Annotated in this window: 29 protein-coding genes and 1 tRNA gene; 23 read left to right on the forward strand and 7 right to left on the reverse strand. The window is 62.4% G+C overall.

Features of this window, described 5'->3' with window-relative positions; translation table 11 throughout:
* The first annotated feature begins 3 nt into the window (after positions 1 to 3).
* Positions 4 to 1,080, forward strand: coding sequence for a nitronate monooxygenase family protein (locus tag KJQ96_RS09935; RefSeq protein ID WP_213286455.1), 1,077 nt, complete (start codon positions 4 to 6; stop codon positions 1,078 to 1,080).
* Between the two features lie 14 nt (positions 1,081 to 1,094).
* Here the strand turns inward: KJQ96_RS09935 and KJQ96_RS09940 are convergent, their stop codons facing one another.
* Positions 1,095 to 1,274 (reverse strand): hypothetical protein, encoded by a 180-nt coding sequence (locus KJQ96_RS09940; protein WP_213286456.1) that lies wholly within the window; start codon positions 1,272 to 1,274, stop codon positions 1,095 to 1,097.
* A 376-nt stretch (positions 1,275 to 1,650) separates the two neighbouring features.
* Between KJQ96_RS09940 and gatC the strand changes: the two genes are divergently transcribed.
* From gatC to KJQ96_RS09975, 7 genes are all read left to right on the forward strand, one after another.
* Positions 1,651 to 1,938, forward strand: coding sequence for an Asp-tRNA(Asn)/Glu-tRNA(Gln) amidotransferase subunit GatC (gene gatC / locus KJQ96_RS09945; RefSeq protein WP_213286457.1), 288 nt, complete (start codon positions 1,651 to 1,653; stop codon positions 1,936 to 1,938).
* A 30-nt stretch (positions 1,939 to 1,968) separates the two neighbouring features.
* Positions 1,969 to 2,184, forward strand: a complete 216-nt coding sequence (locus tag KJQ96_RS09950; protein WP_057850177.1) for a hypothetical protein — start codon at positions 1,969 to 1,971, stop codon at positions 2,182 to 2,184.
* A complete protein-coding gene (gene gatA, locus KJQ96_RS09955) occupies positions 2,181 to 3,656 on the forward strand; it encodes an Asp-tRNA(Asn)/Glu-tRNA(Gln) amidotransferase subunit GatA (RefSeq protein WP_213286458.1) in 1,476 nt (491 codons plus the stop codon). Before KJQ96_RS09950 ends, gatA begins: the two co-directional genes overlap by 4 nt.
* 2 nt (positions 3,657 to 3,658) lie before the next feature.
* On the forward strand, positions 3,659 to 3,952 hold the full coding sequence (locus tag KJQ96_RS09960) for a hypothetical protein (RefSeq protein ID WP_249733896.1): 294 nt from the start codon (positions 3,659 to 3,661) through the stop codon (positions 3,950 to 3,952).
* Positions 3,949 to 5,433 (forward strand): Asp-tRNA(Asn)/Glu-tRNA(Gln) amidotransferase subunit GatB, encoded by a 1,485-nt coding sequence (gatB, locus tag KJQ96_RS09965; RefSeq protein WP_213286459.1) that lies wholly within the window; start codon positions 3,949 to 3,951, stop codon positions 5,431 to 5,433. Before KJQ96_RS09960 ends, gatB begins: the two co-directional genes overlap by 4 nt.
* A gap of 1,100 nt (positions 5,434 to 6,533) precedes the next feature.
* Positions 6,534 to 6,794 carry a hypothetical protein gene (locus KJQ96_RS09970; protein ID WP_213286460.1) on the forward strand — a complete coding sequence of 87 codons (261 nt, stop codon included), beginning with the start codon at positions 6,534 to 6,536 and terminating at the stop codon, positions 6,792 to 6,794.
* Between the two features lie 134 nt (positions 6,795 to 6,928).
* Positions 6,929 to 7,195, forward strand: a complete 267-nt coding sequence (locus tag KJQ96_RS09975; protein WP_213286461.1) for a hypothetical protein — start codon at positions 6,929 to 6,931, stop codon at positions 7,193 to 7,195.
* Positions 7,196 to 7,208: 13 nt separating this feature from the next.
* Here the strand turns inward: KJQ96_RS09975 and KJQ96_RS41985 are convergent, their stop codons facing one another.
* Positions 7,209 to 7,529, reverse strand: a complete 321-nt coding sequence (locus KJQ96_RS41985; protein ID WP_375293158.1) for an SEC-C metal-binding domain-containing protein — start codon at positions 7,527 to 7,529, stop codon at positions 7,209 to 7,211.
* On the opposite strand from KJQ96_RS41985, the gene KJQ96_RS09985 reads away from it, so the two are divergent.
* Positions 7,501 to 7,677 carry a hypothetical protein gene (locus KJQ96_RS09985; protein WP_213286462.1) on the forward strand — a complete coding sequence of 59 codons (177 nt, stop codon included), beginning with the start codon at positions 7,501 to 7,503 and terminating at the stop codon, positions 7,675 to 7,677. The genes KJQ96_RS41985 and KJQ96_RS09985 overlap by 29 nt on opposite strands.
* 10 nt (positions 7,678 to 7,687) lie before the next feature.
* On the opposite strand, the gene KJQ96_RS09990 is transcribed toward KJQ96_RS09985, so the two are convergent.
* Both KJQ96_RS09990 and KJQ96_RS09995 read right to left on the reverse strand, forming a co-directional pair.
* Complete coding sequence (locus KJQ96_RS09990; RefSeq protein WP_213286463.1) at positions 7,688 to 7,900, reverse strand: GIY-YIG nuclease family protein; 213 nt, start codon at positions 7,898 to 7,900, stop codon at positions 7,688 to 7,690.
* Positions 7,901 to 8,002: 102 nt separating this feature from the next.
* Positions 8,003 to 8,096 (reverse strand) — tRNA-Ser (locus KJQ96_RS09995).
* 865 nt (positions 8,097 to 8,961) lie between these two features.
* Here KJQ96_RS09995 and KJQ96_RS10000 point away from each other — a divergent pair.
* The gene (locus KJQ96_RS10000) at positions 8,962 to 10,518 is read left to right on the forward strand and encodes a porin (RefSeq protein ID WP_213286464.1); all 1,557 of its coding nucleotides are present in this window, start codon (positions 8,962 to 8,964) and stop codon (positions 10,516 to 10,518) included.
* Between the two features lie 200 nt (positions 10,519 to 10,718).
* Here KJQ96_RS10000 and KJQ96_RS10005 read toward each other — a convergent pair whose 3' ends face one another.
* Entirely contained in the window at positions 10,719 to 12,947 is a 2,229-nt protein-coding gene (locus KJQ96_RS10005) for a lytic transglycosylase domain-containing protein (protein WP_375293157.1), read from the reverse strand.
* A gap of 288 nt (positions 12,948 to 13,235) precedes the next feature.
* Here KJQ96_RS10005 and dapA point away from each other — a divergent pair, with 288 nt between their 5' ends.
* The 4 genes from dapA to KJQ96_RS10025 all read left to right on the forward strand — a co-directional run bounded on the left by dapA (position 13,236) and on the right by KJQ96_RS10025 (position 15,921).
* Complete coding sequence (gene dapA / locus KJQ96_RS10010; protein WP_213286465.1) at positions 13,236 to 14,126, forward strand: 4-hydroxy-tetrahydrodipicolinate synthase; 891 nt, start codon at positions 13,236 to 13,238, stop codon at positions 14,124 to 14,126.
* Positions 14,127 to 14,168: 42 nt separating this feature from the next.
* Positions 14,169 to 14,582 carry a large conductance mechanosensitive channel protein MscL gene (mscL, locus tag KJQ96_RS10015; RefSeq protein WP_213286466.1) on the forward strand — a complete coding sequence of 138 codons (414 nt, stop codon included), beginning with the start codon at positions 14,169 to 14,171 and terminating at the stop codon, positions 14,580 to 14,582.
* Between the two features lie 165 nt (positions 14,583 to 14,747).
* Positions 14,748 to 15,221, forward strand: a complete 474-nt coding sequence (smpB, locus tag KJQ96_RS10020) for an SsrA-binding protein SmpB (protein ID WP_057845702.1) — start codon at positions 14,748 to 14,750, stop codon at positions 15,219 to 15,221.
* Positions 15,222 to 15,345: 124 nt separating this feature from the next.
* A complete protein-coding gene (locus KJQ96_RS10025; protein ID WP_213286467.1) occupies positions 15,346 to 15,921 on the forward strand; it encodes a peroxiredoxin in 576 nt (191 codons plus the stop codon).
* Positions 15,922 to 15,923: 2 nt separating this feature from the next.
* On the opposite strand, the gene KJQ96_RS10030 is transcribed toward KJQ96_RS10025, so the two are convergent.
* Positions 15,924 to 16,577 (reverse strand): uracil-DNA glycosylase, encoded by a 654-nt coding sequence (locus KJQ96_RS10030; RefSeq protein ID WP_213286468.1) that lies wholly within the window; start codon positions 16,575 to 16,577, stop codon positions 15,924 to 15,926.
* Positions 16,578 to 16,722: 145 nt separating this feature from the next.
* Complete coding sequence (locus KJQ96_RS10035) at positions 16,723 to 17,352, reverse strand: NYN domain-containing protein (RefSeq protein WP_028345653.1); 630 nt, start codon at positions 17,350 to 17,352, stop codon at positions 16,723 to 16,725.
* Between the two features lie 354 nt (positions 17,353 to 17,706).
* Here KJQ96_RS10035 and rpoZ point away from each other — a divergent pair, with 354 nt between their 5' ends.
* The 9 genes from rpoZ (at position 17,707) to recO (ending at position 26,216) form a co-directional block, all read left to right on the forward strand.
* Positions 17,707 to 18,099, forward strand: a complete 393-nt coding sequence (rpoZ, locus tag KJQ96_RS10040; protein WP_024512695.1) for a DNA-directed RNA polymerase subunit omega — start codon at positions 17,707 to 17,709, stop codon at positions 18,097 to 18,099.
* Between the two features lie 305 nt (positions 18,100 to 18,404).
* Positions 18,405 to 20,699 carry a bifunctional (p)ppGpp synthetase/guanosine-3',5'-bis(diphosphate) 3'-pyrophosphohydrolase gene (locus KJQ96_RS10045; RefSeq protein WP_213286469.1) on the forward strand — a complete coding sequence of 765 codons (2,295 nt, stop codon included), beginning with the start codon at positions 18,405 to 18,407 and terminating at the stop codon, positions 20,697 to 20,699.
* Between the two features lie 157 nt (positions 20,700 to 20,856).
* Positions 20,857 to 21,621, forward strand: a complete 765-nt coding sequence (locus KJQ96_RS10050) for a pyridoxine 5'-phosphate synthase (RefSeq protein WP_213286470.1) — start codon at positions 20,857 to 20,859, stop codon at positions 21,619 to 21,621.
* The gene (gene acpS / locus KJQ96_RS10055; RefSeq protein ID WP_028345656.1) at positions 21,618 to 22,037 is read left to right on the forward strand and encodes a holo-ACP synthase; all 420 of its coding nucleotides are present in this window, start codon (positions 21,618 to 21,620) and stop codon (positions 22,035 to 22,037) included. Before KJQ96_RS10050 ends, acpS begins: the two co-directional genes overlap by 4 nt.
* Positions 22,038 to 22,320: 283 nt before the next feature.
* Complete coding sequence (lepB, locus tag KJQ96_RS10060; RefSeq protein ID WP_057845708.1) at positions 22,321 to 23,079, forward strand: signal peptidase I; 759 nt, start codon at positions 22,321 to 22,323, stop codon at positions 23,077 to 23,079.
* Positions 23,076 to 23,888 carry a ribonuclease III gene (gene rnc / locus KJQ96_RS10065; protein WP_028345658.1) on the forward strand — a complete coding sequence of 271 codons (813 nt, stop codon included), beginning with the start codon at positions 23,076 to 23,078 and terminating at the stop codon, positions 23,886 to 23,888. Before lepB ends, rnc begins: the two co-directional genes overlap by 4 nt.
* The gene (era, locus tag KJQ96_RS10070) at positions 23,878 to 24,804 is read left to right on the forward strand and encodes a GTPase Era (RefSeq protein WP_213286471.1); all 927 of its coding nucleotides are present in this window, start codon (positions 23,878 to 23,880) and stop codon (positions 24,802 to 24,804) included. Before rnc ends, era begins: the two co-directional genes overlap by 11 nt.
* 146 nt (positions 24,805 to 24,950) lie before the next feature.
* Positions 24,951 to 25,331, forward strand: coding sequence for a hypothetical protein (locus tag KJQ96_RS10075; protein WP_213286472.1), 381 nt, complete (start codon positions 24,951 to 24,953; stop codon positions 25,329 to 25,331).
* Between the two features lie 132 nt (positions 25,332 to 25,463).
* Positions 25,464 to 26,216, forward strand: a complete 753-nt coding sequence (gene recO / locus KJQ96_RS10080) for a DNA repair protein RecO (protein ID WP_213286473.1) — start codon at positions 25,464 to 25,466, stop codon at positions 26,214 to 26,216.
* The last annotated feature ends 86 nt before the right edge of the window (positions 26,217 to 26,302 follow it).

A 26,302-nucleotide genomic window follows, 5' to 3' on the forward strand; every position in this document is an offset into this window, starting at 1 on the left:
ACCATGTGGCCAGACCGCCGGATCATCGACCTCTTCAAGACCGAATTTCCGATCGTGCTGGCGCCGATGGCCGGCGTCATGGACGCCGAACTCGTGATCGCGGCGGCGCAGGGCGGGGCGCTCGGCTCGCTGCCTTGCGCGATGATCTCGGCCGAGAAAGCACGTGAGCAGGTCAACATCATCCGCCAGCGCGTCACCGCGCCGGTTAACATGAACTTCTTCTGTCACAAGCCGGTCGATGCCGATCCCGCGCGCGAGGCCGGTTGGAAGGCGCGGCTTGGCTCTTATTACAAGGAATTGGGTATCGATCCTGCCACGCCCATCAACGCCGCCAACCGCGCGCCGTTCGATGAAGCCATGTGTGAGGTGGTGGAGGAACTGAAGCCGGAAATCGTCAGCTTCCACTTCGGACTGCCGGATCCGGTGCTGGTCAAGCGCGTCAAGGCGGCGGGCTGCCTCGTGATGTCCTCTGCAACCATCGTGAAGGAGGCGATCTGGCTGGAGGAGAACGGTGCCGACGTCATCATCGCGCAAGGCGCCGAAGCCGGCGGCCATCGCGGCATGTTCCTGACCGACAATATCGCCCAGCAGCCCGGCACGTTTGCGCTGGTGCCGCAGGTGGTCGATGCCGTGAAGGTGCCTGTGATCGCGGCCGGCGGCATCGCCGACGGGCGCGGCATCGCGGCGGCGTTCGCGCTCGGCGCATCCGGCGTGCAGATCGGCAGCGCCTATCTGCGCTGTCCGGAATCCAGGGTGATCGGACCCGTTCGCACGGCGCTGGCCCAGGCGCATGATGATTCCACGGTCATCACCAATGTCATGACCGGCCGTCCTGCGCGTGGCGTCGCCAACCGTGTCATGCGCGAGGTCGGACCGATCTCGCCGGATGCGCCCGCATTCCCGCATGCCGCAACCGCGCTTGTGCCGCTCCGGGCGGCGGCCGAAAAGCTCGGCAAGGTCGATTTCACCAATCTGTGGGCCGGGCAGGCGGTGCGGATGGGGCGCGAGATGCCGGCTGCGGAATTGACCCGCTCGCTCGCAGGCGCTGCGCTGGCGCGGTTCGGTGCGCTAAGCCGATAAGTCCTGTCCGCCGCTCAGTGCGCCGGTTCGTCGCGCCTGACGTCCAGATGCTCCGCGGCCAGCGAACGGTAGTGCGCGGCCATCTCCTTGTAGTGCTGCTTGGAGATGGGGTCGGTCGCATTTTCGGCGCGGCGTTCGAACATTTCCGCCTTTTCCCGCAGGATTTTAGCCTGGGAGATTTTAGCCTGGGACATGGCTCTCCTCCCGTTTGGGTCAGGTTGAGCAGGCGAGGTAGACGATCGCGACGCCGAGAACGGTCCCGATGGACCAGAGGGCCGGATCCCAGCTTTCCGATCCGGCGCGGTCATTTTCGATGGTCGACATCACACGGCCTCCCGATGTTCCGGCCGCGACTTTCATCCCCCGACTGTTTCAAGACGACTACGTCAATCGATAAAAATGGTTGCGTCGGGGCGCTTTTGCGCAAGAAATCTGCGCTTCGCACACAAAATCTTGTCCATCAGGGCGAGGGCGACCGAATGGGCCTGCGGCGCCTGTTCCCGCGGTTGCGGCGCAAAAGGGGCCTCTGCTATACGGCGGGTGCGAATTCCCCGTTTGAGGCCTATATTTATGTCCGTTGATGCCGCCACCGTTCGCCGCATCGCGCATCTGGCGCGGATTGCGGTCACCGAGGCCGAGGTTCCCCATCTGCAGGGCGAGCTGAACGCCATGCTGGCCTTCGTGGAGCAGCTTTCGGAAGTGAACATCGACGGCGTTGAGCCGATGACCTCGGTGACCCCGATGGAAATGAAGAAGCGGCATGACGTGGTCAATGACGGCGAGATTCCCGACGACATCGTCAGGAATGCGCCGGAGACGCAAAACCATTTCTTCCTGGTGCCAAAGGTGGTGGAATAACATCTACTCTGTTTTGAGATCGGAAGTCCGATGTGTCTGCTCTGCGACGATGAAAAGGCCTATCAGGCCTACATGAACTATCTCGACGCGATGGAGCGGCAGGGCAAGGCCGCCGATCCCGACAAGGCGATGGATGCCGTGCTCGATCAGCTCGAGGCAGCCGACAAGGCGCGCGCCCAGGAATCGAACAGCCCTGCCAACGACAAGACGCTTTCTCCGTTCTTCTGTAGCCCGATCAATAAATGACCGATCTGACATCTCTGACGATCGCGGAGGCCCGCGAGGGCCTCGCGAGCCAGTCTTTCACCTCGCTTGAATTGACGGACGCGCATCTCGCCGCGATTGAAGCGGCGCGTTCGCTCAATGCCTTCGTGCTGGAAACGCCCGACCAGGCGCGTGCCATGGCGCGTACGGTCGATGCGAAGATTGCCAAGGGCGAGGGCGGGCCGCTTGCCGGCATTCCGCTTGGCATCAAGGATCTGTTCGCAACGAAAGATGTGCGCACCACCGCGTGCTCGAAGATCCTCGGCAACTTCGTGCCGCCGTATGAATCGACCGTGACCTCGCAGCTCTGGCGCGACGGCGCCGTGATGCTCGGCAAGCTCAACAATGACGAATTCGCGATGGGCTCGTCGAACGAGACCTCGTGCTTCGGCCCGGTTGTCAATCCGTGGCGGCGCGAGGGTTCCAACACCACGCTGGTGCCGGGCGGCTCGTCCGGTGGATCGGCATCCGCGGTGGCAGCGCTGCTCTGCATGGGCGCGACTGCGACCGACACCGGCGGTTCGATCCGCCAGCCCGCCGCCTTCACCGCAACCGTCGGCGTCAAGCCGACCTACGGCCGCTGCTCGCGTTGGGGCATCGTGGCGTTCGCGTCCTCGCTCGACCAGGCCGGTCCGATCGCGCGCACGGTGCGCGATTCCGCGATCCTGATGCGCTCGATGGCAGGCCACGACCCGAAGGACACGACCTCCGTGGATATCGGCGTGCCCGACTACGAAGCCGCCGTCGGCAAGTCGGTGAAGGGCATGAAGATCGGTATCCCGAAAGAGTATCGCCTCGACGGCATGCCGGCGGAGATCGAAAAGCTCTGGAGCGAAGGCGCGGCATGGCTGAAAGCGGCCGGCGCCGAACTGGTCGAGGTGTCGCTGCCGCACACCAAATACGCGCTGCCGGCTTATTACATTGTGGCGCCGGCGGAAGCCTCGTCCAACCTCGCGCGCTACGATGGCGTACGCTACGGCCTGCGCGTGCCGGGCCGCAGCATAGGCGAGTTGTACGAGAACACCCGCGCGGAAGGGTTTGGCGATGAAGTGCGCCGCCGCGTCATGATCGGCACTTATGTGCTCTCGGCCGGCTATTACGATGCCTATTATCTGCGCGCGCAAAAAGTCCGCACCCTGATCAAGAAGGATTTTGAAGATTGCTTCGCCAAGGGCATCAGCGCGATCCTGACGCCCGCGACACCTTCGGCTGCCTTCGGCGTCGGCGAAAAAGGCGGCGCCGATCCAGTCGAGATGTATCTCAACGACATCTTCACGGTGACGGTGAACATGGCAGGGCTGCCGGGCATCGCTGTGCCAGCCGGCAAGGATGCGCAGGGACTGCCGCTTGGACTGCAGTTGATCGGCCGTCCGTTCGATGAGGAGACGCTGTTCTCGCTCGGCGAAGTCGTGGAGCAGGCGGCCGGCCGCTTCACGCCGCCGCGCTGGTGGTAGCGATGGCGGATTTCCGCGCCAGCTTGGCGGATGCCGCCCCAGCGCCGGGCCTACAACCGCCGCTGGCCGCGTTGTGGTGGGCGGCCAAGGGCGATTGGGATCGGGCGCACAAGATCGTTCAGGACGAGAGCGATGCGAACGCCGCCTGGGTGCATGCCTATCTGCACCGGGTCGAAGGCGATCTCGGCAACGCCGGATACTGGTACCGCCAGGCCGGCCAGCCGGTGGCGAAGGATTCTCTGGAAGCCGAATGGGAGCGGATCGTGTCCGCGCTGCTCGGAGGTGGAAAAGCATGACCGTGTCAGTCAAACCGGGAAAATTGATCAAGGGCCAGACCGGCGACTGGGAAGTCGTGATCGGGATGGAGGTGCACGCCCAGGTCACCTCGAAGTCAAAGCTGTTCTCGGGCGCCTCGACGGAATTCGGCGGCGAGCCGAACAGCCATGTGTCGCTGGTCGATGCCGCGATGCCAGGCATGTTGCCGGTCATCAACGAGGAATGCGTCAAGCAGGCTGTCCGAACCGGGCTCGGCCTTAACGCCAAGATCAACCTGCGCTCCGTGTTCGACCGCAAGAACTATTTCTATCCGGACTCGCCGCAGGGCTACCAGATCAGCCAGTACAAGTCGCCCGTGGTGGGCGAGGGCGAGATCGTGGTCGAACTCGACGGCGGCAGAACCGCCACCATCGGGATCGAGCGGCTGCACCTGGAACAGGATGCGGGCAAATTGCTGCACGATCAGGCACCGACCATGTCCTATGTCGACCTCAACCGCTGTGGCGTGGCGCTGATGGAGATCGTGTCGAAACCCGACATCCGCGACGCCGAGCAGGCCAAGGCCTATGTGACCAAGCTGCGCTCGATCCTGCGCTATCTCGGCACCTGCGACGGCGACATGGAGAAGGGCTCGTTGCGCGCCGATGTGAACGTTTCCGTACGAAAGCCCGGCGGGCCGCTCGGCACCCGCTGCGAAATCAAGAACATGAACTCGATCAACTTCATCGGCCAGGCGATCGAGTACGAGGCCCGGCGTCAGATCGAGATCATCGAGGATGGCGGCACGATCGACCAGGAGACGCGCCTGTTCGACCCCAACAAGGGCGAGACGCGATCGATGCGCTCCAAGGAAGAGGCGCACGACTATCGCTATTTCCCCGATCCCGACCTGCTGCCGCTCGAGTTCACGCAAGGCTATGTTGATGAACTCAAGGCGAAGCTGCCGGAATTGCCGGACCAGAAGAAGGCGCGCTTCATCGAGAGCCTCGGCCTGTCGCCCTACGATGCCGGCGTGCTGGTGGCCGAGCGCGAGAGCGCAGTCTTCTATGAGACCGTGCTGGATGGACTTGCGGACAAGGCGCGCGACGGCAAGCTCGCCGCCAACTGGGTGATCAACGAGCTGTTCGGACGCCTCAACAAGGAAGGCCATGGCATTACGGCGTCGCCGGTGTCGGCGGCGCAGTTGGCCGCGATCGTCGGCCTGATCGGCGAGGGCACGATCTCCGGCAAGATCGCAAAAGACCTGTTCGAGATCGTCTGGACCGAAGGCGGCGATCCGCGCGAGCTGGTCGAGGCGCGCGGCATGAAGCAGGTCACTGACTTGGGCGCGATCGAGAAGGTCGTCGACGACATCATCGCCGCCAATCCGGACAAGGTCGCGCAGGCGAAGGCCAAGCCGCAGCTCGCCGGCTGGTTCGTCGGCCAGGTGATGAAGCAGTCCGGCGGCAAGGCCAATCCGCAAGCAGTCAACGATCTCCTGAAGACGAAGCTCGGCATCTGAGGCGTCCCGTAACGGGACGACTCCGTCGTTGATTGATGCGCGCGAGCGTGTTTCGATAGTCCATCGCGATCTGAACTTCACCCGCGCGCCCGATAGCGCAGTTGCGAATCGGTGTTCGCGATTCGCAAAAAAGTTTGGTTTTGGCGAGCGGCGATGAGACGCCACCCCTCTGCCCACGAAAATTTTTTTATTGCCAAAATTTGCGACTCAGAGTCCGCGCACATGACGTTTCCGCGGCATCAGTGAGTCGCGACGACATCGAGTGTGCATCGAACGTGGTTTGCGCGAATTCAAGAAAGTGCTGCGGCACAGGCGCTTCTTGCAATCTTGACAAACGCCGATGTCGGTCGTTGCGGCACTTTTTGCATCGACGTGCGCATCAATCGTTGTGCCATCGAACGAAGTGCTTAGCGCGTGCTCCGATCGCCGCGTCAACACTTCCTTAAGTGGGACGCTGTTTTTTTGAATGTGTTGGTGTATTCGGGATGTAGTGCATCTCGATTCCCGAGTGCACGCAGCGACTAACGAGCCATCTCACTACATTAGGAGGGCAACATGGCTAAGAAGGCTAAGAAGGCGAAGAAAGCGAAGAGCGCAGTGAAGAAGACTGCGAAGAAGACCCGCAAGGTCGCCAAGAAGAAGAAGTAAGTTCGCTTCTTTGAGAATTGCCGGCGGTTCGATGCCGGCACGTCACCCGAGCCCCAAGACGAAACGCTGAAGGCTCTGGTCGACGAAAGAGGGTGTCGGCGAGACATCAGGTCAAACGGCTGGATCGTATTTCGGAAGAGCTTGCTCTTTCAAACCGGTCCGGCAGAAGAAACAGGTTTTCTTCGTTCGGTGCGGGTACCCTTAACTGCCCGCAATTTCATCGGGGCCAAAAGCCCGGCTTGAAATCTGGTCCTGACGTGTTCGCCGACGCCCTCGTTCCCTTGGGGCGTACTCGCCCCCCGGAACGCCCGCTTTCGCTGGAGCGCTCCGACAGCCCGCGCATCAGGCGTCCGGCACTGAAGTTTTCAAGACTCCCTTCATTGTTCCTAGGCCCCGGCGGTTCGGTGCCGGTTCAGGCGCGTTTCGGTGGCAGGCACGCCTTGAACTCCTGCATGACCGCAGCGCTGCGCGACGCCGGGTTACCTGCTGGAACCGTCAACGCCCCGATCGGGGTGACGGGTGATGATGGCACCGACATTGGCCGCAATGGTTATCGTTCCGCGAAACCGCAGGGTAAACCGACTTTCACGATTGGCCACTTCTCCCTGTGCCGCAGATGCTTCAGCGATTTTCGTGGTCGACGGCGCAAAGTGCGCGTTTACACCCCGTTCATCGCGAACCTTAAACTGCCCTTCAAATTTGTTCGGCCATGATCATCCCAACAACAGACCGGAAAACGGCACGCGCATGATCCGCCAAACCGTAGGCGGTTTGGCGCCGGGGATGTCAACAGTGGACAGGGGCCGCGCTCGGGGGAGGGCGGCAACGATAAGAAGGGGAGCTACAGATGTTTCAGGGGCAGATCGATCTCGACAACGCAATTCCGGTGGAAGCGACCGCTATTCCGGACGTGCTGTTCGAGCGCGGCCTTTACTGGGCGAGCGGCCGGTCCGGCGTGGTCAATCTCGTCGCGGCCCACAAATGGTTAAATCTCGCCGCGCTGAAGGGACGCGCGGATGCAATCTCGATGCGCCGCGAGGTCGCCGCCATGATGTCGGATGCCGAAATCGCCACCGCACAGCGCGAGGCGCGTGCGTGGATGATTGCGCACTAAAACGTCGCCGGCGTCACGCCGGCGGCTCTCCGTTGGCAAGGCAGCATTTCTTCGCTTTCTTGCCGCTCCCGCAGGGACATGGATCGTTACGCCCGACGTGGCGCCAGGGATTTCTGACCGGCTCGTTCGGATGCACGAAATCGACCCAGGACGATTTCTCATCGTCTCCTTCGAACACATCGTCTTCGGCCCGCGCGCCCAATCCAGCGATACCAGCGCATCCTCGATGTAGCCGAGGTTGTATTGCGTGAAAGGTCGTCGCGCCGAACAACGCTACACGGATGAATCCGTCGATTAAGCGATCGATGATCAGAGCGAAAGGCGTCGCTATCATTATCGAACACGCCAGTGACAGTATTGGCCAGGCTTTCACTGACGGTATCGCCGATGAGATCGTCGACCTCATCGAAGGGCCGGCGCAGCAGCGGCTGGCAAGATTCGCGGTCGCGAGCCCCGTCCAGGATATGAAGCCCGCGGAGTAGTAGCAGGCTTTCATCGTCCGACAATATCTCGCCATCCGCAGCCAGCAGCAGAACGGCGCGCAATTTCATCGCCCACCGCCCCGTATGAGCGAAGAATCAAGGGCAAATAATTACTGGTCGAAATGACATGTCCTTGCTGATGGGATGCTGCTCTACGCAGATCGTCCGTCGAGCCGACGTAGATGTCGCCGTTGCTCAGTTCAAGGAAATAGACGTACCACATGTGGCAAACAGTCTCCCTGCGCTCTTATAGAGCTTCGGGAGACATCCTTCGCTCTGCCGGGCTTCGGGTGACCCGCCACCGGAAGCCCATCAGGGCGTAGGGTGGCGGAGCCGGAGGGATTCGAACCCTCGATAGGGCTTTACAACCCTATAACGGTTTAGCAAACCGCCGCCTTCAGCCACTCGGCCACAGCTCCATGAGGGCGGATATGCCCGACGCGAGGGCGAGCCGCAAGCGGCAGATTCAGGTTACGCGGGGGCTATTTGGTGGCGGTGCCGCCGCAGGCGTTCCTTCCGGGTCGATACCGTATCCCGCGGAGCAGGTCACACGCTTCTTTTCAAGGCCTCGCATTGATTCGGCGCGGGGGATGTAGCCCCGATTAAGGGGCCCGGGAGCAGGCTCTTATATCAGGCTCTTATATAAAGCGTGGTCTTCGCCAGCGAATGCACTTCGATCCCGGGGGCCCTTGGCAGTTCCTCACGAGCTGGCCCTGGGAGCCGCCGGCCGAAACTGGTCATGACGGTGGGGGGCGCCGGCTTAGTCTTAATATACTTGTCGTGACTCGCGCCCAAGCCGGCTGCCGCGCGTCGCCTTTTCTATGGTGTTCGGTCGATGCGGATTCGGCGAATCCCGCCATTCGATTCGATGCGATGACATCCGTTCGGAGGGCAGAACCGTTTGCTGCGCCGCCCACGCAACAATTCACGTGTCAAATAGAACTAATCAAAAATATCTATTAGAAACAAAGGCTTGCAGAAAAACTCCAATCACAATCGCGTGTTATTTGTGCAACACCCTTCGGAAAAGGGCGAAGCCGGGCCGTTCGAAGCGGTTCCTTTATTGCGTGTGCAGAAGTCCTCGGTAATTGTGATCGGGCGACGGAGGGGGGCATCCCGAGGTCGTCCCGTTTTAGGTGGTTCGCTTAAGTCCCTCGCGTTCATGCGGGAGTGTCCGAAGGCGCGAAGCGACTAAGCGGGTTTCAGGGGACAAGGGAACCAACCTTAGGGTGTTTCACCCAGCGGATCCGGAACCTTCCCTACAGAGCAACTTGGAGGTTTAATATGAAGATGGTTAAGAGCCTTATTCTCGGCTCAGCGGCGGGTCTGCTCGCCATGGGCGGGGCGCAGGCGGCCGATCTTCCCGTAAAGGCCAAAGCGGTCGAATACGTGAGGATCTGCTCCCTGTATGGCGCGGGTTTCTTCTATATCCCGGGCACCGACACCTGCATCAAGCTGGGTGGTTATCTGCGCATCGACACCACGTTCAACGGCAACATTTACGGTGGTCCGGCTTGGTCGGGTGACATCGGTCAGGGCAACCGCTACGCCAACTACTTCGCGGCCCGTTCTCGTTTGGCGCTGACGGTTGATACCCGTACCGCCACTGAGTACGGCGTTGTCCGCACCTTCGGTCAGGCCAACATCCAGTTCAGCACGCTCGGCGGCAGCACCTTCAATCCGAACTCGCTCGCGACTAACCTGGGCAACAACCCGTTCCTGCTTGACGCCGCGGGCGCTGGCTATGTGGCGGTCGACCAGATCTTCCTGCAGTTCGCGGGCTTCACCTTCGGTAAGTCGGTTTCGGCCTTTGCGTCGCCCTGGAACGGCTATCCGGGCAACAACAACTCGTTCCTGATGGGCGGTCCGGACTACGTGACCGGCGTCAACAACATCCAGTACACCGCTCAGTTCGGCAATGGCGTGTCGGCCACCATCGGTCTGGATGAACCGACCGTGTACAACCGCACCTCGCTGCTGAACCTTGCCGTTGGAACCGGCGCCTTCGCCACGGCGGGCGCTCAAGCCTACGGCGGCGTGCGTGCTCCGGACATCGTCGGCAACATCCGCGTCGACCAGGCCTGGGGTCTGTTCCAGATCGGTGGTTTGGCGCATCTCGTGAACGCTTCCTACAACGTCCTCAACGCCAACGGCACTCCGAACAACCTGTCGGAAATTTCCGGTCACCCCGAAAGCAAGTGGGGCGGTGCGGTGATGGCTGCCTTGCAGATCAAGAACCTGCCGACCGGCGCGGGCGACGACTTCAAGATCGACGCCACCTACGCCAAGGGCTCCACCAAGTCGGTGGTCTCCACGAGCGGCGCTTCGCCGAGCTTCGTGATGTTCGGTGACACCGGTCTTGCGGGTGGCTACCAGAGCATCGGCTTCGGTCAGACGGCTGATGGTGTGTACCTGCCGGGCTTCACCGACGGCATCAAGCTGGTGGATGCATGGGGTATTCGTGGTGCGTTCAACCACAACTGGGATCCCTACTGGTCGACCAGCCTCTGGGGCAGCTACGGTCAGGTCCGTTACGGTGGCGACGAGCTGGACATCACCTCGGCAAGGGGCGCCTGGTGCGCTAACTACGTAACTGGCAAGGTCGTGTCTGCAGACTTCTCCTGCAACCCGTCCTTCAACTTCGCCCAGGTTGGTGTGATCACCCGCTGGACTCCCGTCAGGAACCTGACGTTCTCGGCTGAAGTCGGTGCGTTCTTCCTCGACCAGAAGATGAGCGGTTCTGCTATCCTGACGCCGACGGCTCCGAAGCCGACCGCCGTCTACGAGTTCCGGGACCAGAGCACTGTGTTCCTGAACGTTCGCGCTCAGCGTAACTTCTGATCCCGAAAGACTTGAAACACTAGGAGAACCCCCGGCAGGCAACTGCCGGGGGTTTTTCATTGTGGGTATGGTTCGTGGCACGGACCAAGGGCGGCTCATGCCTTATCCGCGCTTCAAGAGTTATTGCGAAAGATAGCTGCTGCCCGCAGGCTCGTTCTGGGCCGTGGCCCAATATTCAGGTCAAGTCGGGTTGCCTGACACTATTCGACGCTGGCGCCGCGGTGCAGGTCGGCTTCAATTTGAAGCTTGGTCCCGCCGCCGAACCGCGCGCGATAGACCTGCAGGTTCTCCATGATCCGCTGCACGTAGTTCCGCGTCTCGGAGAACGGGATCTGCTCGACCCAATCGACCGCGTCGACCTTGGGGTCGCGTGGATCGCCGTAACGCTCGATCCATTTCTTCACACTGCCGCGACCGGCATTGTAGCCCGCGAAGGTCAGGATGTAGGAGCCGCGATAGTCCTCGAGCAGCCCGCCGAGCTCGGCGGCACCAAGCATGGCGTTGTAGACGGAGTCCGTCTTCATCCGCTGAAGGTCGAAGCTGACGCCGGCCCGCTTGCAGACATAGCGACCGGCGTCCGGCGTCACCTGCATCAGCCCGTAGGCCTGGGCCGGTGAGACCACGGCCGGATTGAAAGCGCTTTCCTGCCGCGCGATCGAATAGATGACGCTGGGCTCGACCTCGGGTCCGATCTGCTTGAACGACGGGATGCCGGTGATGGGATAGGCGTAGACGTCGAACGGCAGGCCGCGATTGAGCGCGGCCTTGCCGAGCAGCAGCATGCCGCGGGCGTCGCGGTAGCGCGAGGTGAGCTCGCCGAGACCCGCCAGGGCGTCGGGATCGCCGTTCTCGCCCATGTCGGCGAAAATCGGGATCGCGAGTTCGCGCTCGTCGAGGTCATACAGCAACTGCACCGCGCGAACGATCTCGAATCGCTCGGCGCTGCGGCCGCGGGCGCTCGGGACGCCATTCAACTGAAGCTGCGGCAGGCCGAGCTTGGCGCGGGCGAGCTGACCATAATAGCTGGTCGATTGCTCGGCCGCGCGCCCATAGGCCGCGCGGGCCTCTTGCGCGCGGCCGGCCGCTTCCGCCGCCCGGCCTTGCCAATAGCCTGCGCGCGCCAAAGCAGTCGGGTTCACGCTGCCGACGCCGATGCGCGCGAAGTGCTGGGCGGCGACCGCAGGATCTTTCAGGAACCGCAGCGCAATCCAGCCAGCGGTGAATTCCTGCTCGGTCTTGTAGATGTCACGTGTCGGCAGCGCCGCATCCCGCGCGATCAGATACGCGGTGCGATGCTCGCCGACATCAAGCATCTTGCGCGCCAGCAAGCGCCGCTCGATCCACCACTCGTTGAGATTGTGCAGGCGGTTCGGGTCCTTCGGCGCGCTCAGCATGAGCTGCGCGGCCTCGTTGAACTTCTCTTCGCGGCGAAGTAGCTGGATTTTCGCGAAGATGTAGCCGGTTTCGCCGTGCAATTCGCGCGGCACCGCCTCGAGCAGTGTCCTGAGGTTGGAAGACTTTTTGTTGGCCGCGATCCGCGCTTTCGCGAGCGCGACATGGCCTGAGCCGAGCCGTTTCGCGGCGCGCATGCCGCCGGCTTCCTGCTCAGTGCCGTAAAGTAGCGACTCCATCCGTGCCTTGTGGTCGCCTGCCGTTAACAGCGCGCCGAACATGTCGAGCGCGGCGTTCTCGGTGTCTTCCGACATGCCGTCGTGACGCCAGGCCTCGCGGACCAGCCGTTCGGCATTGGCGCGGTCGCCGCGCGCGAGCATCGCCTTCGCCAGCGCGAACTTGCCCTTGCCCGAGATCGGCGATTCGTTCTCGAACCACGACCAGACGGTCGAATCGTCGCGGCGGTCGTCCCACAGCGCGGCCTCGATGCGTCGGCGCAGGAAAGTCTGCGACGGCCAACTCGGATTGGCTGAAATAAACGCGCGGTAGCGCTCGACCGAGGCATTGTTGTTGTCGCTGCGCAGGATCAGCCATTCCGCGAGCTTGCGGGCGACCGGATCCGAGATCGACGCTTGCACCTGCGTTGCATCGCCGGGCTTCTGCTTGCGCACCAATTCGATGATGTTCTCCAGCGCGTCCTTGTCGGCCTGAGACGTCGAGGAGGTCGCGGCCACTGCGGCTGGGGCGTGTCTGCGCGGAGGCGGCGCGACAGCATGCTGGCGGGTCGCAGGCGCCAGAACAGGCGGCGGCGGGGCCGGCGCTACTTGCGCCGGCGCGGTCGATGCAGCCGGAGTGCCGGTGTTCGCCGTCGGCGCGGACTTGGGAACGACGCTGCGGGCAATCGGTCGCGGCTTCGGCACGGGAACTTTTGACTTGGCCCAGCTTTCCAGAGGAAAGGAGGTCAGTCCGATCGCCAGCGCCAGGCTTGTGGCCAGTGCGGTCGATCGCAAGGCGGCGGCGCGGGCGGAAGGGATCACGGCTTTCCTCTGCGGCGGCGAATCATTCAATCGCTCCAGCCTTGGTCTATTTTGATTGAATATGTGGACAAAATGCTAAAAGCGTCGCGATGGACCTGTTTGCGCCATCACCGCGGCAAAATCGCGGCTATCGGCCTTCAGGAAGGCAAATGTTGGCCCGCGGCAGGAAACAGCGTCGGAACAACGCGCTAAGCGCCTGATGCACGGCCCTTTCGTCTGGTCACCAGACCCGATATGAATTGAAATCCAGTTTCAGTCGTGCCGTTTCTTAAGCGTTGGAGGAAGTCCATGGCAGCCAAGACAAAATTCCGGGGGTCGTTTACCGCCTTGGTCACGCCATTCAAGAACGGCTCGGTCGACGAGGCCGCTTTCCGCGGCTTGGTGAATTGGCAGATCGCCGAAGGCACCCACGGCCTGGTCCCGGTCGGCACGACCGGTGAAAGCCCGACGCTGAGCCATGACGAGCACAAGCGCGTGGTGGAATGGTGCATCGACGAGGCCAAGGGCAAGGTGCCGGTGATTGCTGGCGCGGGCTCCAACTCGACCAAGGAAGCGGTCGAGCTTGCCGAGCATGCGGAAAAGGCAGGAGCGGATGCGGTGCTGGTGGTGACGCCGTACTACAACAAGCCCACCCAGGAAGGCATGTACCAGCACTTCAAGGCGATCAACGACGCCATCGGCGTTCCGATCATCATCTACAACATTCCCGGCCGTTCCGTGATCGACATGTCGGTCGAGACCATGACGCGGCTGTTCGCGCTGAAGAACATCGCCGGCGTCAAGGATGCGACCGCCAGCATGGTGCGGGTCTCGCAGCAGCGCGCGGCGATGGGCGAGGACTTCAACCAATTGTCGGGCGAGGACGCCACCATCCTCGGCTACATGGCGCATGGCGGCCATGGCTGCATCTCGGTCACGTCGAACGTCGCGCCGCGGCTGTGCTCGGAATTCCACGCGGCATGGCAGAAGGGCGATCACGCCACCGCGCTCAAGCTGCACGACAAGCTGATGCCACTGCACAACAACCTCTTCATCGAAAGCAATCCGGCGCCGGTGAAATACGCGCTCTCGCTGCTCGGCAAGATCGACGAGAAGCTGCGGCTGCCGATGGTGCCGGTGTCCGAGCCCACGCGGGTCGCCGTGCGCAGCGCCATGGTCCATGCCGGCCTGATCAACTAGGGCGGTTCCGCTTCGCCTGAAGAACGAAGAGGGGAAGCCAGCATGCTGAAGGAATTCCGCGAATTCGCGATGAAGGGCAACGTCGTCGACCTCGCGGTTGGCGTCATCATCGGTGCGGCCTTCGGCGCCATCGTGAGCTCGCTGGTCGGCGACGTCATCATGCCGGTGATCGGCGCGATTACCGGCGGTCTTGATTTCTCCAACTATTTCACGCCACTGTCGAAGGCGGTAAACGCCAGCAACTTGGCGGACGCCAAAAAGCAAGGCGCCGTACTGGCTTGGGGCAATTTCCTTACGCTGACGCTGAACTTCCTCATCGTCGCCTTTGTGCTGTTCATCGTCATTCGCGCGATGAACAAGCTGAAGCGCAAGGACGAAGCTGCGCCCGCGCCGCCGAAGCTGACCAGACAAGAAGAACTACTGATCGAGATCCGCGATCTCCTCAAGAAGGGCTAGTGCCGCCGATTTGAGGTCCCCACAGTGTTTGCCGCGAGTCCGCGTGGGGACCTCAAATCGAGAAGCGGCACTAGCAATCATAAGTTTGCTGGTGCCCTTTGTCTTCCGAAGTTCGTATAACGGGCTCCGCAATTACTGTACGAACTTCGGAAGAGGGCACTAGCCGTGGCTGATAAGAACGAGCGCCCGATTAAGGTAGTCGCCGAAAACCGCAAGGCCCGATTCAACTATGCAATCGAGGACACGGTTGAGGCCGGCATCGCGCTGACCGGCACGGAAGTGAAGTCGATCCGCAATGGCAAGACCACCATTGCGGAGTCCTATGCGGATTCCAAGGACGGCGAGATCTGGTTGATCAACGCCAATATCCCGGAATATCTGCAGGCCAACCGCTTCAACCACGAGCCGAAACGGCCGCGTAAATTGCTGTTGCACAGAAAGCAGATCAACAAGCTGATGGGCGCGGTCGATCGCGAAGGCATGACGCTGATTCCGCTAAAGCTCTATTTCAACGAGCGCGGCCGCGCCAAGCTGTTGCTTGCGATCGCCAAGGGCAAGAAGCTGCACGACAAGCGAGAGAGCGAAAAGAAGCGCGACTGGGGCCGGGAAAAAGGCCGCCTGATGCGGGCAAGAGGATAGAGGGCGAATAGGTCGTAGGATGGGTGGAGCGAAGCGATACCCATCAAGATAAAACTCCAATCGACGACCGTTGCGATGGGTTTCGCTGCGCTCTACCCATCCTACGAGGGAAGTGGAGCCTGAGATGAACCAGAAAAATCTGCATGAAGTCGACTGGAGCAAGATCCCTCCGCCGGTCGACGACGGTGCGGCGGCGCATCTCGTCGGCATGGTGATTCCGCCGATCACGCTGCTGGCCACCGATGATAGTTCGGTGACGCTCTCGACGCTTCCCGGCCGCACCGTGGTGTTCGCCTATCCCCGCACCGGGTCGCCGGGTAAGATCAGCCTGGTCGACGACTGGGACATGATTCCCGGCGCGCGCGGCTGCACGCCGCAAACCTGCTCGTTCCGCGATCTGTTTGCGGAGTTGAAAGCGGCCGGCACCAGGCAGGTGTTCGGCCTATCGACCCAGGACAACGTCTACCAGACCGAGATGGCGTCACGGCTGCATTTGCCGTTTCCGGTTCTGTCGGATGAAAAGCTCAAGCTCACCCGCGCCCTGAATTTGCCGACCATGGAAGTGGCGGGACTGACGCTGATCAAGAGGCTGGCGCTCATCGTCGACGATGGGCGCATTGCCCACGTGTTCTATCCGGTTTTCCCGCCCGACCGGAACGCTGCCGACGTGTTGGCATGGCTGAAGCAAAATCCGCGGTAGAATCACGACCCCAAATCCTTCCGCACTTTCGCAAATACCTCGCGAAACATTTTCGGCGTCAGCACCCCGGTGTTGGTGTTGTAGCGGGAGCAGTGATAGCTGTCGTAGAGCCTGACCGCGCCGGCCTTATGCACAGCGCCGTGCGCAAAGGGGGCGGCGCCATTGCGCAGGCCGAGCGCCTTCAGCGTCGAGTCATGTGCGATGCGGCCAAGCAGCACGATCGCGCGCAGTTTTGGCATGGTCGCAATCGTCGTCGCCAGAAATTGCCGGCAGGTGCTGATCTCGACCGGCAGCGGCTTGTTTTGCGGCGGCACGCAGCGCACCGCGTTGCTGATCCGGCAGTCGACGAGCTTCAGTCCATCGTCCGGTCGCGCCTGGTAGACGCCCTTGGCAAAGCCGTATTCCAGCAGGGTGGCATATAGCAGATCGCCGGCGTAGTCGCCGGTGAACGGGCGTCCGGTCCGGTTGGCGCCCTGCAGGCCCGGCGCCAGCCCAACAATCAACAGTTGCGCGGAGGCATCGCCAAACGAAGCGACCGGCGAGTTGTGCCAGCCCGGCTCGCGGGCACGTGTCTGCGCGCGGAATTCGGCGAGCCTCGGGCAGAGCGGGCAGTCGCGGTCGGGTTCGGCAGCCGCAGGGGCGGGGAGATTAGCCATCAGTCCAAAGCATTTTCGAGCGAAATCCAGTCGCGGACCTGATCCGGCGTCGATACCGGTTCGCCTCAGATGCGCGCGCCAAAACAAAAAGCCCCGGTTCTGTTTTCAATCAGAACCGAGGCTCTAGCAGTGTACTGGCTCATGCTCAATCGTCGAAATCGTCGTCGCCGGCCCGTGGCGCCACGGTGGTCGCGCGCTGCAGGAATTGCGGCGAGTGGTGACGCGGCTCGCGCGGGGCGGGGCGCTCGGAGGGATCGCGGCCCAGCTTTGATTGCAGTTCGACAAGATCGGTGAAGACGTCGGCCTGGCGGCGCAGTTCGTCGGCGATCATCGGCGGTTGGCTCGAAATGGTCGAAACGACCGTCACGCGAACGCCGCGACGCTGCACCGCTTCCACCAGCGAGCGGAAATCGCCATCGCCCGAAAACAACACGATCTGATCGACATGCTCGGCGAGTTCCATGGCATCGACGGCGAGTTCGATATCCATGTTGCCTTTCACCTTGCGGCGGCCGGATGCGTCAATGAATTCCTTCGTTGCCTTGGTGACGACGGTGTAACCGTTGTAGTCGAGCCAGTCGATCAATGGACGGATCGAGGAGTATTCCTGATCCTCGATGATTGCCGTGTAGTAAAACGCACGCAACAGCGTTCCTCGGCTCTGAAATTCCTTGAGAAGGCGCTTGTAATCGATGTCGAAGCCGAGCGTCTTGGCCGTTGCGTAGAGGTTGGCGCCATCGATGAAGAGCGCAATCTTGTTGGAAGCTGGTGACATCAAATGGTTCTCACGTTGTTGTTAGCTTTTTTAGCGCAGCGGCCAACGACCGCGCGCACTTTCCAGTTCTGTTGCCTAAAGTTCGGTGAATCGTGCCCCACGACAGTCACCACTGCAATTATGGTGAGGCGAGGGCGAAAAACCTATACTTTTGACATGCAATGAAGAGATTTACTTGTCCTGGACAGCAACCCTGCCGCGTCTGGACCCTCCGGCCCTTCTGGCCCCGAGAGTTGGCGTATCAGAGCCCATTGGGAAGGCAAATCACAAATTTGGTCTTGCGAAAGGCCGCCTGCCACTATAACTAGCGCCCATAACCGACATATTTGGCCCCATTTAACGGAGCGACAGTCTATGGCGCGCGTCACCGTGGAAGATTGCATTGACAAGGTCGACAACCGGTTCGACCTGGTGCTGCTGGCGGCGCATCGCGCCCGTATGATTTCGTCCGGATCGCAACTCACGGTTGATCGCGATAACGATAAAAATCCGGTCGTTTCGCTGCGGGAAATCGCCGATTCCACTATTTCCCCGGAAGACCTCCGCGAGGAACTGGTTCATTCCCTGCAGAAGTTCGTCGAGGTCGACGAGCCTGAGCCCGATACCGTGCCTTTGATCGGCTCGGCCGGTGCCAGCGTGGATGCCGACGACACCGAGGTTGCGGTCGAGCGCATGACCGAGGAAGAGCTCCTCAAGGGGCTGGAAGGCCTGGCACCGCCGGAAGAGCAGCCCGAAGAGGACGAGTAATCCGGAACCTTCCGGTCCGTCCCGAACTCCCGATCTGCCAAAGGCCCGGACGTCAGTTCCGGGCCTTTGCTTTTGTTGACATTTTTGCGGTTACAATGCGTTCTTGGCCGGCGCGGCCGAAAACGGCTGACTTGCCGGGCCGACAGGCCATGGGGTTGGGCGTTGGATGGCCGCAGGCCCAAGCGAAATTGAACCGTATCGCGGCCCGCGCGGCGTGTATCGCCGTTCGAAAACGCATTAGATACGTAAACGAGATACGCAACGGTGGGACCCGTCCGCGTCTGGTGGAACAAGGTAGTGATGTGATGGCGTATTGGCGCCGCAGCTCCTGGCAAATGCAGGCCGCGACCGGCCAGGTAGCGGCTGCGCCGGGGTCGGCCGTGGCGGAGAAGCCGAAATCGCCGCGCTCGCGCATGATGCGGCAATACGATCTGGTCGAGCGCGTCCGCACGTACAATCCGGATACCAACGAAGACCTGCTCAATCGCGCCTATGTCTACGCCATGAAGGCGCATGGCACGCAGACGCGCGCGTCCGGTGATCCCTACTTCTCGCATCCGCTCGAGGTCGCGGCGATCCTGACCAACCTCAAGCTCGACGACGCCACCATCGTCGCCGCACTGCTGCACGACACCATCGAGGATACCGAGGCGACGCGCGCCGAGATCGACAATATTTTCGGTCACGAGATCGGCGCGCTGGTCGAAGGGCTCACCAAACTGAAGCGGCTGGAGCTGGTCTCGCGCGAAGCCAAGCAGGCCGAGAATCTGCGCAAGCTCCTGCTGGCGATCGCCGACGACGTCCGCGTTCTCCTGATCAAGCTCGCCGATCGCCTGCATAACATGCGCACGCTGGAATTCGTGCCGCACGCCTCGCGCCGCCGCATTGCCGAGGAGACGCTCGACATCTATGCGCCGCTCGCCGGTCGCATGGGTATGCATGAGATGCGCGAGGAACTGGAAGATCTATCCTTCCACGTGCTCGATCCCGAGGCCTATGCGGTGGTGAAGCAGCGGCTCGACGCGCTTGCCGACCGCAACCGCAACCTGATCGGCGAGATTGAAAGCCAGCTCTCCAAGAACCTGCAGAAGAACGGGATCACTGCGCGCGTCTATGGCCGCCGCAAGCAACCGTTCTCGATCTGGACTAAAATGGAGCGCAAGTCGGTCGGTTTCGAACAACTGTCCGACATCTACGGCTTCCGCATTATCCTGAGCGATGCCGAGTCTTGCTACCGCGCGCTCGGCGTGGTGCATACCACCTGGCCGGTGGTGCCGGGGCGTTTCAAGGACTACATCTCGACACCGAAGCAGAACGACTACCGCTCGCTGCACACCACCGTGATCGGCCCCGGCAACCAGCGCGTGGAATTGCAGATCCGTACCGAGGAAATGAACCGGGTGGCCGAGTTCGGAATCGCCGCGCATGCCTTCTACAAGGAAGGCATGGGCTCGCCGACCGAGCGGCTCAAGCACGAATCCAACGCCTTTGCCTGGCTGCGCCATACGATCGGAATTCTCTCCGACAGCGCCAATCCGGAAGAGTTTCTGGAGCACACCAAGCTCGAATTGTTCCACGACCAGGTGTTCTGCTTCACCCCGAAGGGCAAACTGATCGCGCTGCCGCGGCAAGCCAATGTGATCGACTTCGCCTATGCCGTGCATACCGATGTCGGCAACTCGGCAGTCGGCTGCAAGATCAACGGCAAGTTCGCGCCGCTGTCGTCCGAATTGCAGAACGGCGACGAGGTCGAGGTTTTGACCTCACAGGCGCAGTCGGCGCCGCCCTCGGCCTGGGAATCGCTCGCGATCACCGGCAAGGCGCGCGCAGCGATCCGGCGCGCGACCCGCACCGCGGTGCGCGATCAATATGCAGGACTTGGCCGCCGCATCGTCGACCGCCTGTTTGCCCGCGCCAAGATCGAATACGCCGACGACAAGCTGAAGGGTGCATTGCCGCGCCTGGCGCGCGCCTCGATCGAGGACGTGATGGCCTCCGTCGGACGTGGTGAACTGAAGGCCTCCGACGTCGCCCGCGCGATGTACCCGGACTACAAGGAAGAGCGGTTGGTGAAATACGGGGCGGCCAAGAAGAGCCTCGCGGTGAAATTGAAGCTGAAGTCGCCGCCGCATCCGGCGCGCAGCACCTCCGTGATCCCGGTGCGCGGCATCAATTCGGATTTGCCGGTGAAATTTGCGCCGAACGGCGGCGCGGTTCCGGGCGACCGCATCGTCGGCATCGTCACGCCGGGCGAGGGGATCACGATCTATCCGATCCAGTCGCCGGCGTTGAAGGATTTCGAGGAGGAGCCGGAGCGCTGGCTCGACGTGCGCTGGGATATCGACGAAGCCATGCCACAGCGTTTCCCGGCCCGGATCCTGGTGCACAACGTCAACGAGCCCGGCAGCCTCGCCCAGGTCGCCACCGTGATTGCCGAGCACGACGGCAATATCGACAATATCAGCATGTCGCGCCGTTCGCCCGATTTCACCGAGCTGACCATCGATCTCGAAGTCTATGACCTCAAGCATCTCAGTGCAATTATCGCTCAATTGCGTGCCAAGGCCGTTGTCGCCAAGGTCGAGCGCGTCAATGGGTAGGCGATATCGTCATTGCTGGGCAAAAGCGCGAGGCGCGTCTCTTGCACTAAGCGACCCGGCAATCCATCCTTCTCAAGTAGATGGATGCGCGGCTCACGCTCGCGCATGACGTTCTGTGTTATCGAAGTCGCCCGTAAGCTTGCCTGTGAGTCCGGTCATGCCGCTTCCCCCACTCCGCCTCGGCGTCAATGTCGACCACGTCGCCACCTTGCGCAACGCGCGGCGCGGCGAGCGGCCGGATCCGGTGCGCGCCGCGCTGCTCGCGATCGAGGCGGGCGCCGACGGCATCACCGCGCATCTGCGTGAAGATCGCCGCCACATCCGCGACACCGACATGGCCCGGCTGAAGGCCGAAATATCAAAACCGCTGAACTTCGAGATGGCGGCAACGGAAGACATGCTGCGGATCTCGCTGGCGACAAGACCCCACGCCGTATGCCTGGTGCCGGAGCGCCGCGAAGAACTCACCACCGAGGGCGGACTCGACGTGGTCGGACAGCACAACGTGCTGGCCCCGTTCATCGCGCGGCTCAACGATGCCGGCATCCGGGTGTCGCTGTTCATCGCCGCCGACCCGCCGCAGATCGAGATGGCGGCAAAGTTGCGCGCGCCCGTGATCGAGATCCACACCGGCGGCTGGTGCGACGCCGTGGTCGCTGGCAACGCTGACAAGGCCGAGGCGGAATGGCGGCGAATCGTCGAGGGCGCCGCCTTGGCGCGCGCGGCGGGGCTGGAGGTCCATGCCGGCCACGGCCTCGACTACCAGACCGCCGAGACGATTTCAGCGCTACCCGAGATCGCCGAGCTCAACATCGGCTATTTCATGATGGGGGAGGCCCTGTTCGTCGGCCTTGGCGAGACTGTGCGGCAGATGCGCTCCGCAATGGACCGCGGTCGCCAGAAAGTCGCGGGCCGGCCATGATCATCGGCATCGGTTCCGACCTGGTCGACATCACACGGGTTGCCAAGGTGATCGAGCGCCATGGTGACCGCTTCCTCGACCGTATCTTTACCGACACCGAGCGCGCCAAGGCGGCGCGCCGCGCCAACAGCGAAAAAATGGTGGTCGCGACCTATGCCAAGCGGTTCGCGGCCAAGGAGGCCTGTTCCAAGGCGCTCGGCACCGGCATCCGGCGCGGCGTCTGGTGGCGGGACATGGGAGTGGTGAACATGCCGGGGGGACGGCCGACCATGAAACTCACCGGCGGCGCGCTGGCCCGGCTCGAAGCGCTGACGCCGGAGGGCTTCGAGGCGCGAATCGATCTGTCGATCACCGACGACTGGCCGCTGGCGCAGGCCTTCGTCATAATTTCGGCGGTAGCACCCGGCAAATCATGAACCGCGCAGGCGTTTGCGCCGGGGAAGCGGGAAAAACTAAAAACCATTGAGATATCAATGGATTATGAAGTTTTGACAAGGCGCTTGATTGCGCGCCCACGAACAACCGTCTAAAAACGCCGCCAACGACCTGTTCGAGCCAGGGCCGATTCCGGTTACCGTCGGAATTGGCTCTCAACATCAGTTATCTAGACCATTTTCCTGACGCGAACGTATCTGGCGATTCGCGTGCGGAAAACGTTCTGCCACCGTGCGGGCTGGGCCCGCGGGAATTGGGAAAGCGATGAGCGTGACATCCGGCACAAAATCTGAAAGCGGCTTGGGTGAAACCATCCGCGTCGTCATCCATGCTCTCCTGATCGCGCTCGTGATCCGTACTTTCCTGTTCCAGCCGTTCAACATCCCCTCGGGATCGATGAAGGCGACGCTTCTGGTCGGCGATTACCTGTTCGTCTCGAAATATTCCTACGGCTACAGCCACTATTCCATTCCATTGTCGCCGCCACTGTTCTCGGGCCGCATCTTCGGCTCGGAGCCGAACCGCGGCGACATCGTCGTGTTCCGCCTGCCGAAGGACGACTCCACCGATTACATCAAGCGCGTAATCGGCTTGCCGGGCGACCGCATCCAGATGCGCGAAGGGCTGCTCCACATCAACGACAAGCCGGTCAAGCGCGAGCGGCTTTCCGACTTCATCGGCGAGGACCCCTGCGGCTCCGACGCAACCGCGCGCGTCAAGCGCTGGAAGGAAACGCTGCCGAACGGCGTCAGCTATGAATCGCTCGATTGCGTCGACAACGGTTTCTACGACAACACCAACGTCTATACCGTGCCCCCCGGCCACTTCTTCATGATGGGCGACAACCGCGACAACTCCACCGATAGCCGCGTGCTGTCGGCGGTGGGCTACGTGCCGTTCGAAAACATCGTCGGCCGGGCGCAGATGATCTTCTTCTCCATTGCCGAGGGCGAACACGCCTGGATGTTCTGGCGCTGGCCGACCGCCGTGCGCTGGAATCGCCTATTCACAATTGTGCGATGAACGACGAGACAGCGATCATTCCTGACACATCGGCCTCCGGCGAGCCGGGCCAGCAGGCGGGTGCGCCCCGCGAAGCTGCGCCGAAGAAGAAGCGCGGCAAGGCCGGCGCGAAAGCTGCGGTTGCCGCAATCGAGGGGCGCATCGGCTACAAATTTTCCGATCCGGCGCTGCTGACGACCGCCTTTACCCATGTCTCGGCCCTGAAGCCCGCGACCCGACATCGCGCCGACAGCTATCAGCGGCTGGAATTCCTCGGCGACCACGTGCTCGGGCTGATTATCTCCGACATGCTGTATCGCGCCTATCCGAGGGCGGATGAAGGCGAATTGTCCAAACGTCTCGCCGACCTCGTGCGCAAGGAGAGCTGCGCCGACGTCGCCAAGTCGCTGGGGTTGCTCGACGACATCAAGCTCGGCGCGGTGGGCGCGGGGGCGGGCGCGCGCCTGCGCAAGTCCGTTCTCGGCGATATCTGCGAGGCGGTGATCGGGGCGATCTATCTCGACGGCGGCTATGCGGCGGCGTCGCAATTCGTCGAACGCAACTGGCTGGAGCGGATGCGCAAACCGCGCCGGCCGCTGCGCGATCCCAAGACGGTGCTGCAGGAATGGGCCCAGAGCAAGGGCTTGCCGACGCCGGTCTATCGCGAGATCGAGCGTACCGGGCCGCACCACGACCCGCAGTTCCGCGTCGCTGTCGACTTGCCGGGACTGGCGCCCGCCGAAGGCGTCGGCGGCTCCAAGCGTGCAGCCGAGAAGGTCGCAGCCTCCGTGATGATCGAACGCGAAGGCGTCGGCAGCAATGACAGTTGAACCTGCACCCGGCGCGCCTGGCGAGACCCGCTGTGGTTTCGTCGCGCTGATCGGCGCCCCCAATGTCGGCAAGTCCACCCTTGTCAATGCGCTGGTCGGCTCCAAGGTCACCATCGTCTCGCGCAAGGTGCAGACGACGCGCGCGCTGATCCGCGGCATCGTGATCGAGGACAATGCGCAGATCATTCTGGTCGACACGCCCGGCATCTTCTTGCCGAAGCGGCGGCTGGACCGGGCCATGGTGTCGACCGCCTGGAGCGGGGCCCACGATGCCGACCTGGTCTGTGTGCTGCTCGACGCCAAGGCCGGAATCGATGAGGAGGCCGACGCGATCCTGAACAAGCTCGCGACGGTTGCGCATCCGAAAATCCTGGTGCTGAACAAGATCGACCTGATCCCGCGCGAAAAACTGCTGGCGCTGGCGCAGGCCGCCAATGAGCGGATGAAATTCGAGCACACCTTCATGATCTCGGCACTGTCGGGCGACGGCGTTGCCGACCTGCGCAAGACGCTCGCGAAGAGCGTGCCGCCGGGACCGTTTCATTATCCCGAGGACCAGATGTCGGATGCGCCGCTGCGGCATCTGGCGGCGGAAATCACCCGGGAAAAGATCTACCGCCAACTCCACCAGGAACTGCCGTATCAATCGACCGTTGAGACCGATAGCTGGACCGAGCGCAAGGACAAGTCGGTCCGGATCGAACAGACGATCTTTGTCGAGCGCGAGAGCCAGCGCAAGATCGTGCTCGGCAAGGGCGGCGCCACCATCAAGTCGATCGGCGCGGAGTCGCGAAAGGAGATCGCCGAAATTGTCGGCGTGCCCGTGCACCTGTTCCTGTTCGTCAAGGTGCGCGAGAACTGGGGCGACGACCCCGACCGCTATCGGGAAATGGGGTTGGAGTTCCCCAAGGAATAGTTAGGGCGCGTCATTGCTTCCGCCTTCGCTCGTTGAGCTTCGGCGGACTAGTCGTGGCTTTGCTCACTTGCGCAAACGCTTTTGCGTTTGTCGCAGACAATGACGGGGCTAGGAACATGACCCACCAATCACCAAGAACGAGCCCGATGACCGTACCGAGAAACGTGCTGTGGTTTGAGGTTTTGCTGTATCTGTCGCTGACGCTGGATGCGGTGTCGGTGGCGTTCCAGGACCGCACGCCGACCCCGAAGATGACGGAGCAGATGATCGGCACCGGAACGCTGATGGCGGCCGGCCTGATTCTGCTGTTGGTCTATCTCGTCCGGCTCGCCGCCGAGCACCGCAAGAACTGGCCACGCTGGGTGCTCGTCGCGGTGCTGGTGCTGTCGGTGATTTCGCTGGCGCAAATGATTGGCGAGAGGGGCATTCAGTTCGACAGCGGCATCGAAGTGATCTCCTGCGCGCTGACTGCGGCGGGGCTGTATTTTTCGTTCACCGGCGATGCGGTGGGGTGGTTTAACGAGTGATGCAGGGCTGCGGTAGGGTGGGCAAAGGCGCTCGGCGCCGTGCCCACCATCTATCCAGTGGCTCGTCGTGAATGGTGGGCTCGCTACGCTTTGCCCACCCTGCAGGCCCCGAAATCCTGTAAACTCCCGCCCATGGAATGGACCGACGAAGGCATCGTGCTGGGCGTACGGCGGCATGGCGAATCCTCCGCCATCGTCGAGCTCTTGACCCGCGGGCATGGCCGACATCTCGGCCTGGTGCGCGGCGGTGCCTCCTCGCGGATGCGGCCGCTGCTGCAGCCCGGCAACAGCGTCACCGCCGTGTGGCGGGCGCGGCTCGACGAACATCTCGGCACCTACGCCATCGAGGGCACGCGGCTGCGCGCAGCAACGCTGCTGGCGTCCTCGCATGCGGTCTATGGCGTCACCCATCTGGCCGCGCTGGCGCGGCTGTTGCCGGAACGTGACCCGCATGAGGACATCTACGAGATGCTCGACCGCACGCTGGACGACTTCGACGACGCCGGCGGCGCGGCGGCGCACCTGATCCGGTTCGAGCTCGCGATGCTCGCCGAGCTCGGCTTCGGCCTCGATCTGGAAAACTGCGCCGCGACCGGCGCGACCTCCGACCTGATCTACGTCTCGCCGAAATCCGGCGGCGCCGTCTCGCGGGAGGCCGGCGAGCCCTATCGGGATCGCCTGCTGCGGTTGCCGGCCTTCTTGCGCGAAGGCGAGGGCGGGGCGAACAGTTGGTCGGACCAGGACCTGCAGGACGGTTTTCGCCTGACCGGCCTGTTCCTGCTCCGCCACGTGCTGGAGCCGCGCGGGCAGGGCCATTCCGACGCCCGGGACGGGTTCATCAATGCGGTGACGCGGCATCGGGCGCGAATCAGTTCGTCGGCCTGAACCCGCTACCGTAACCCACCGTTCCTGCGAACGCAGGGACCCATACGCCGCGGCGCTCGTTTGGTGCCGGGCTGTGAGTCATTTTT

This window comes from Bradyrhizobium sp. sGM-13, from assembly GCF_018398875.1.
Classification (GTDB): domain Bacteria; phylum Pseudomonadota; class Alphaproteobacteria; order Rhizobiales; family Xanthobacteraceae; genus Bradyrhizobium.

Bases quoted from the DNA above. Each gene is read 5' to 3' on its own strand.
- KJQ96_RS10045 (WP_213286469.1), top strand. From the start codon at position 18,405: ATGGCGTATTGGCGCCGCAGCTCCTGGCAAATGCAGGCCGCGACCGGC.
- KJQ96_RS09975 (WP_213286461.1), top strand. From the start codon at position 6,929: ATGTTTCAGGGGCAGATCGATCTCGACAACGCAATTCCGGTGGAAGCG.
- KJQ96_RS09960 (WP_249733896.1), top strand. From the start codon at position 3,659: ATGGCGGATTTCCGCGCCAGCTTGGCGGATGCCGCCCCAGCGCCGGGC.
- KJQ96_RS09935 (WP_213286455.1), top strand. From the start codon at position 4: ATGTGGCCAGACCGCCGGATCATCGACCTCTTCAAGACCGAATTTCCG.
- gatA (WP_213286458.1), top strand. From the start codon at position 2,181: ATGACCGATCTGACATCTCTGACGATCGCGGAGGCCCGCGAGGGCCTC.
- KJQ96_RS10050 (WP_213286470.1), top strand. From the start codon at position 20,857: ATGCCGCTTCCCCCACTCCGCCTCGGCGTCAATGTCGACCACGTCGCC.
- recO (WP_213286473.1), top strand. From the start codon at position 25,464: ATGGAATGGACCGACGAAGGCATCGTGCTGGGCGTACGGCGGCATGGC.
- KJQ96_RS09950 (WP_057850177.1), top strand. From the start codon at position 1,969: ATGTGTCTGCTCTGCGACGATGAAAAGGCCTATCAGGCCTACATGAAC.
- gatB (WP_213286459.1), top strand. From the start codon at position 3,949: ATGACCGTGTCAGTCAAACCGGGAAAATTGATCAAGGGCCAGACCGGC.
- KJQ96_RS10030 (WP_213286468.1), bottom strand. From the start codon at position 16,577: ATGGCTAATCTCCCCGCCCCTGCGGCTGCCGAACCCGACCGCGACTGC.
- KJQ96_RS10035 (WP_028345653.1), bottom strand. From the start codon at position 17,352: ATGTCACCAGCTTCCAACAAGATTGCGCTCTTCATCGATGGCGCCAAC.
- KJQ96_RS10075 (WP_213286472.1), top strand. From the start codon at position 24,951: ATGACCGTACCGAGAAACGTGCTGTGGTTTGAGGTTTTGCTGTATCTG.
- rpoZ (WP_024512695.1), top strand. From the start codon at position 17,707: ATGGCGCGCGTCACCGTGGAAGATTGCATTGACAAGGTCGACAACCGG.
- KJQ96_RS09990 (WP_213286463.1), bottom strand. From the start codon at position 7,900: ATGTGGTACGTCTATTTCCTTGAACTGAGCAACGGCGACATCTACGTC.
- KJQ96_RS10000 (WP_213286464.1), top strand. From the start codon at position 8,962: ATGAAGATGGTTAAGAGCCTTATTCTCGGCTCAGCGGCGGGTCTGCTC.
- KJQ96_RS09970 (WP_213286460.1), top strand. From the start codon at position 6,534: ATGACCGCAGCGCTGCGCGACGCCGGGTTACCTGCTGGAACCGTCAAC.
- mscL (WP_213286466.1), top strand. From the start codon at position 14,169: ATGCTGAAGGAATTCCGCGAATTCGCGATGAAGGGCAACGTCGTCGAC.
- KJQ96_RS09940 (WP_213286456.1), bottom strand. From the start codon at position 1,274: ATGTCCCAGGCTAAAATCTCCCAGGCTAAAATCCTGCGGGAAAAGGCG.
- gatC (WP_213286457.1), top strand. From the start codon at position 1,651: ATGTCCGTTGATGCCGCCACCGTTCGCCGCATCGCGCATCTGGCGCGG.
- KJQ96_RS10025 (WP_213286467.1), top strand. From the start codon at position 15,346: ATGAACCAGAAAAATCTGCATGAAGTCGACTGGAGCAAGATCCCTCCG.
- dapA (WP_213286465.1), top strand. From the start codon at position 13,236: ATGGCAGCCAAGACAAAATTCCGGGGGTCGTTTACCGCCTTGGTCACG.
- KJQ96_RS41985 (WP_375293158.1), bottom strand. From the start codon at position 7,529: ATGATAGCGACGCCTTTCGCTCTGATCATCGATCGCTTAATCGACGGA.
- era (WP_213286471.1), top strand. From the start codon at position 23,878: ATGACAGTTGAACCTGCACCCGGCGCGCCTGGCGAGACCCGCTGTGGT.
- rnc (WP_028345658.1), top strand. From the start codon at position 23,076: ATGAACGACGAGACAGCGATCATTCCTGACACATCGGCCTCCGGCGAG.
- lepB (WP_057845708.1), top strand. From the start codon at position 22,321: ATGAGCGTGACATCCGGCACAAAATCTGAAAGCGGCTTGGGTGAAACC.
- KJQ96_RS09985 (WP_213286462.1), top strand. From the start codon at position 7,501: ATGATCAGAGCGAAAGGCGTCGCTATCATTATCGAACACGCCAGTGAC.
- acpS (WP_028345656.1), top strand. From the start codon at position 21,618: ATGATCATCGGCATCGGTTCCGACCTGGTCGACATCACACGGGTTGCC.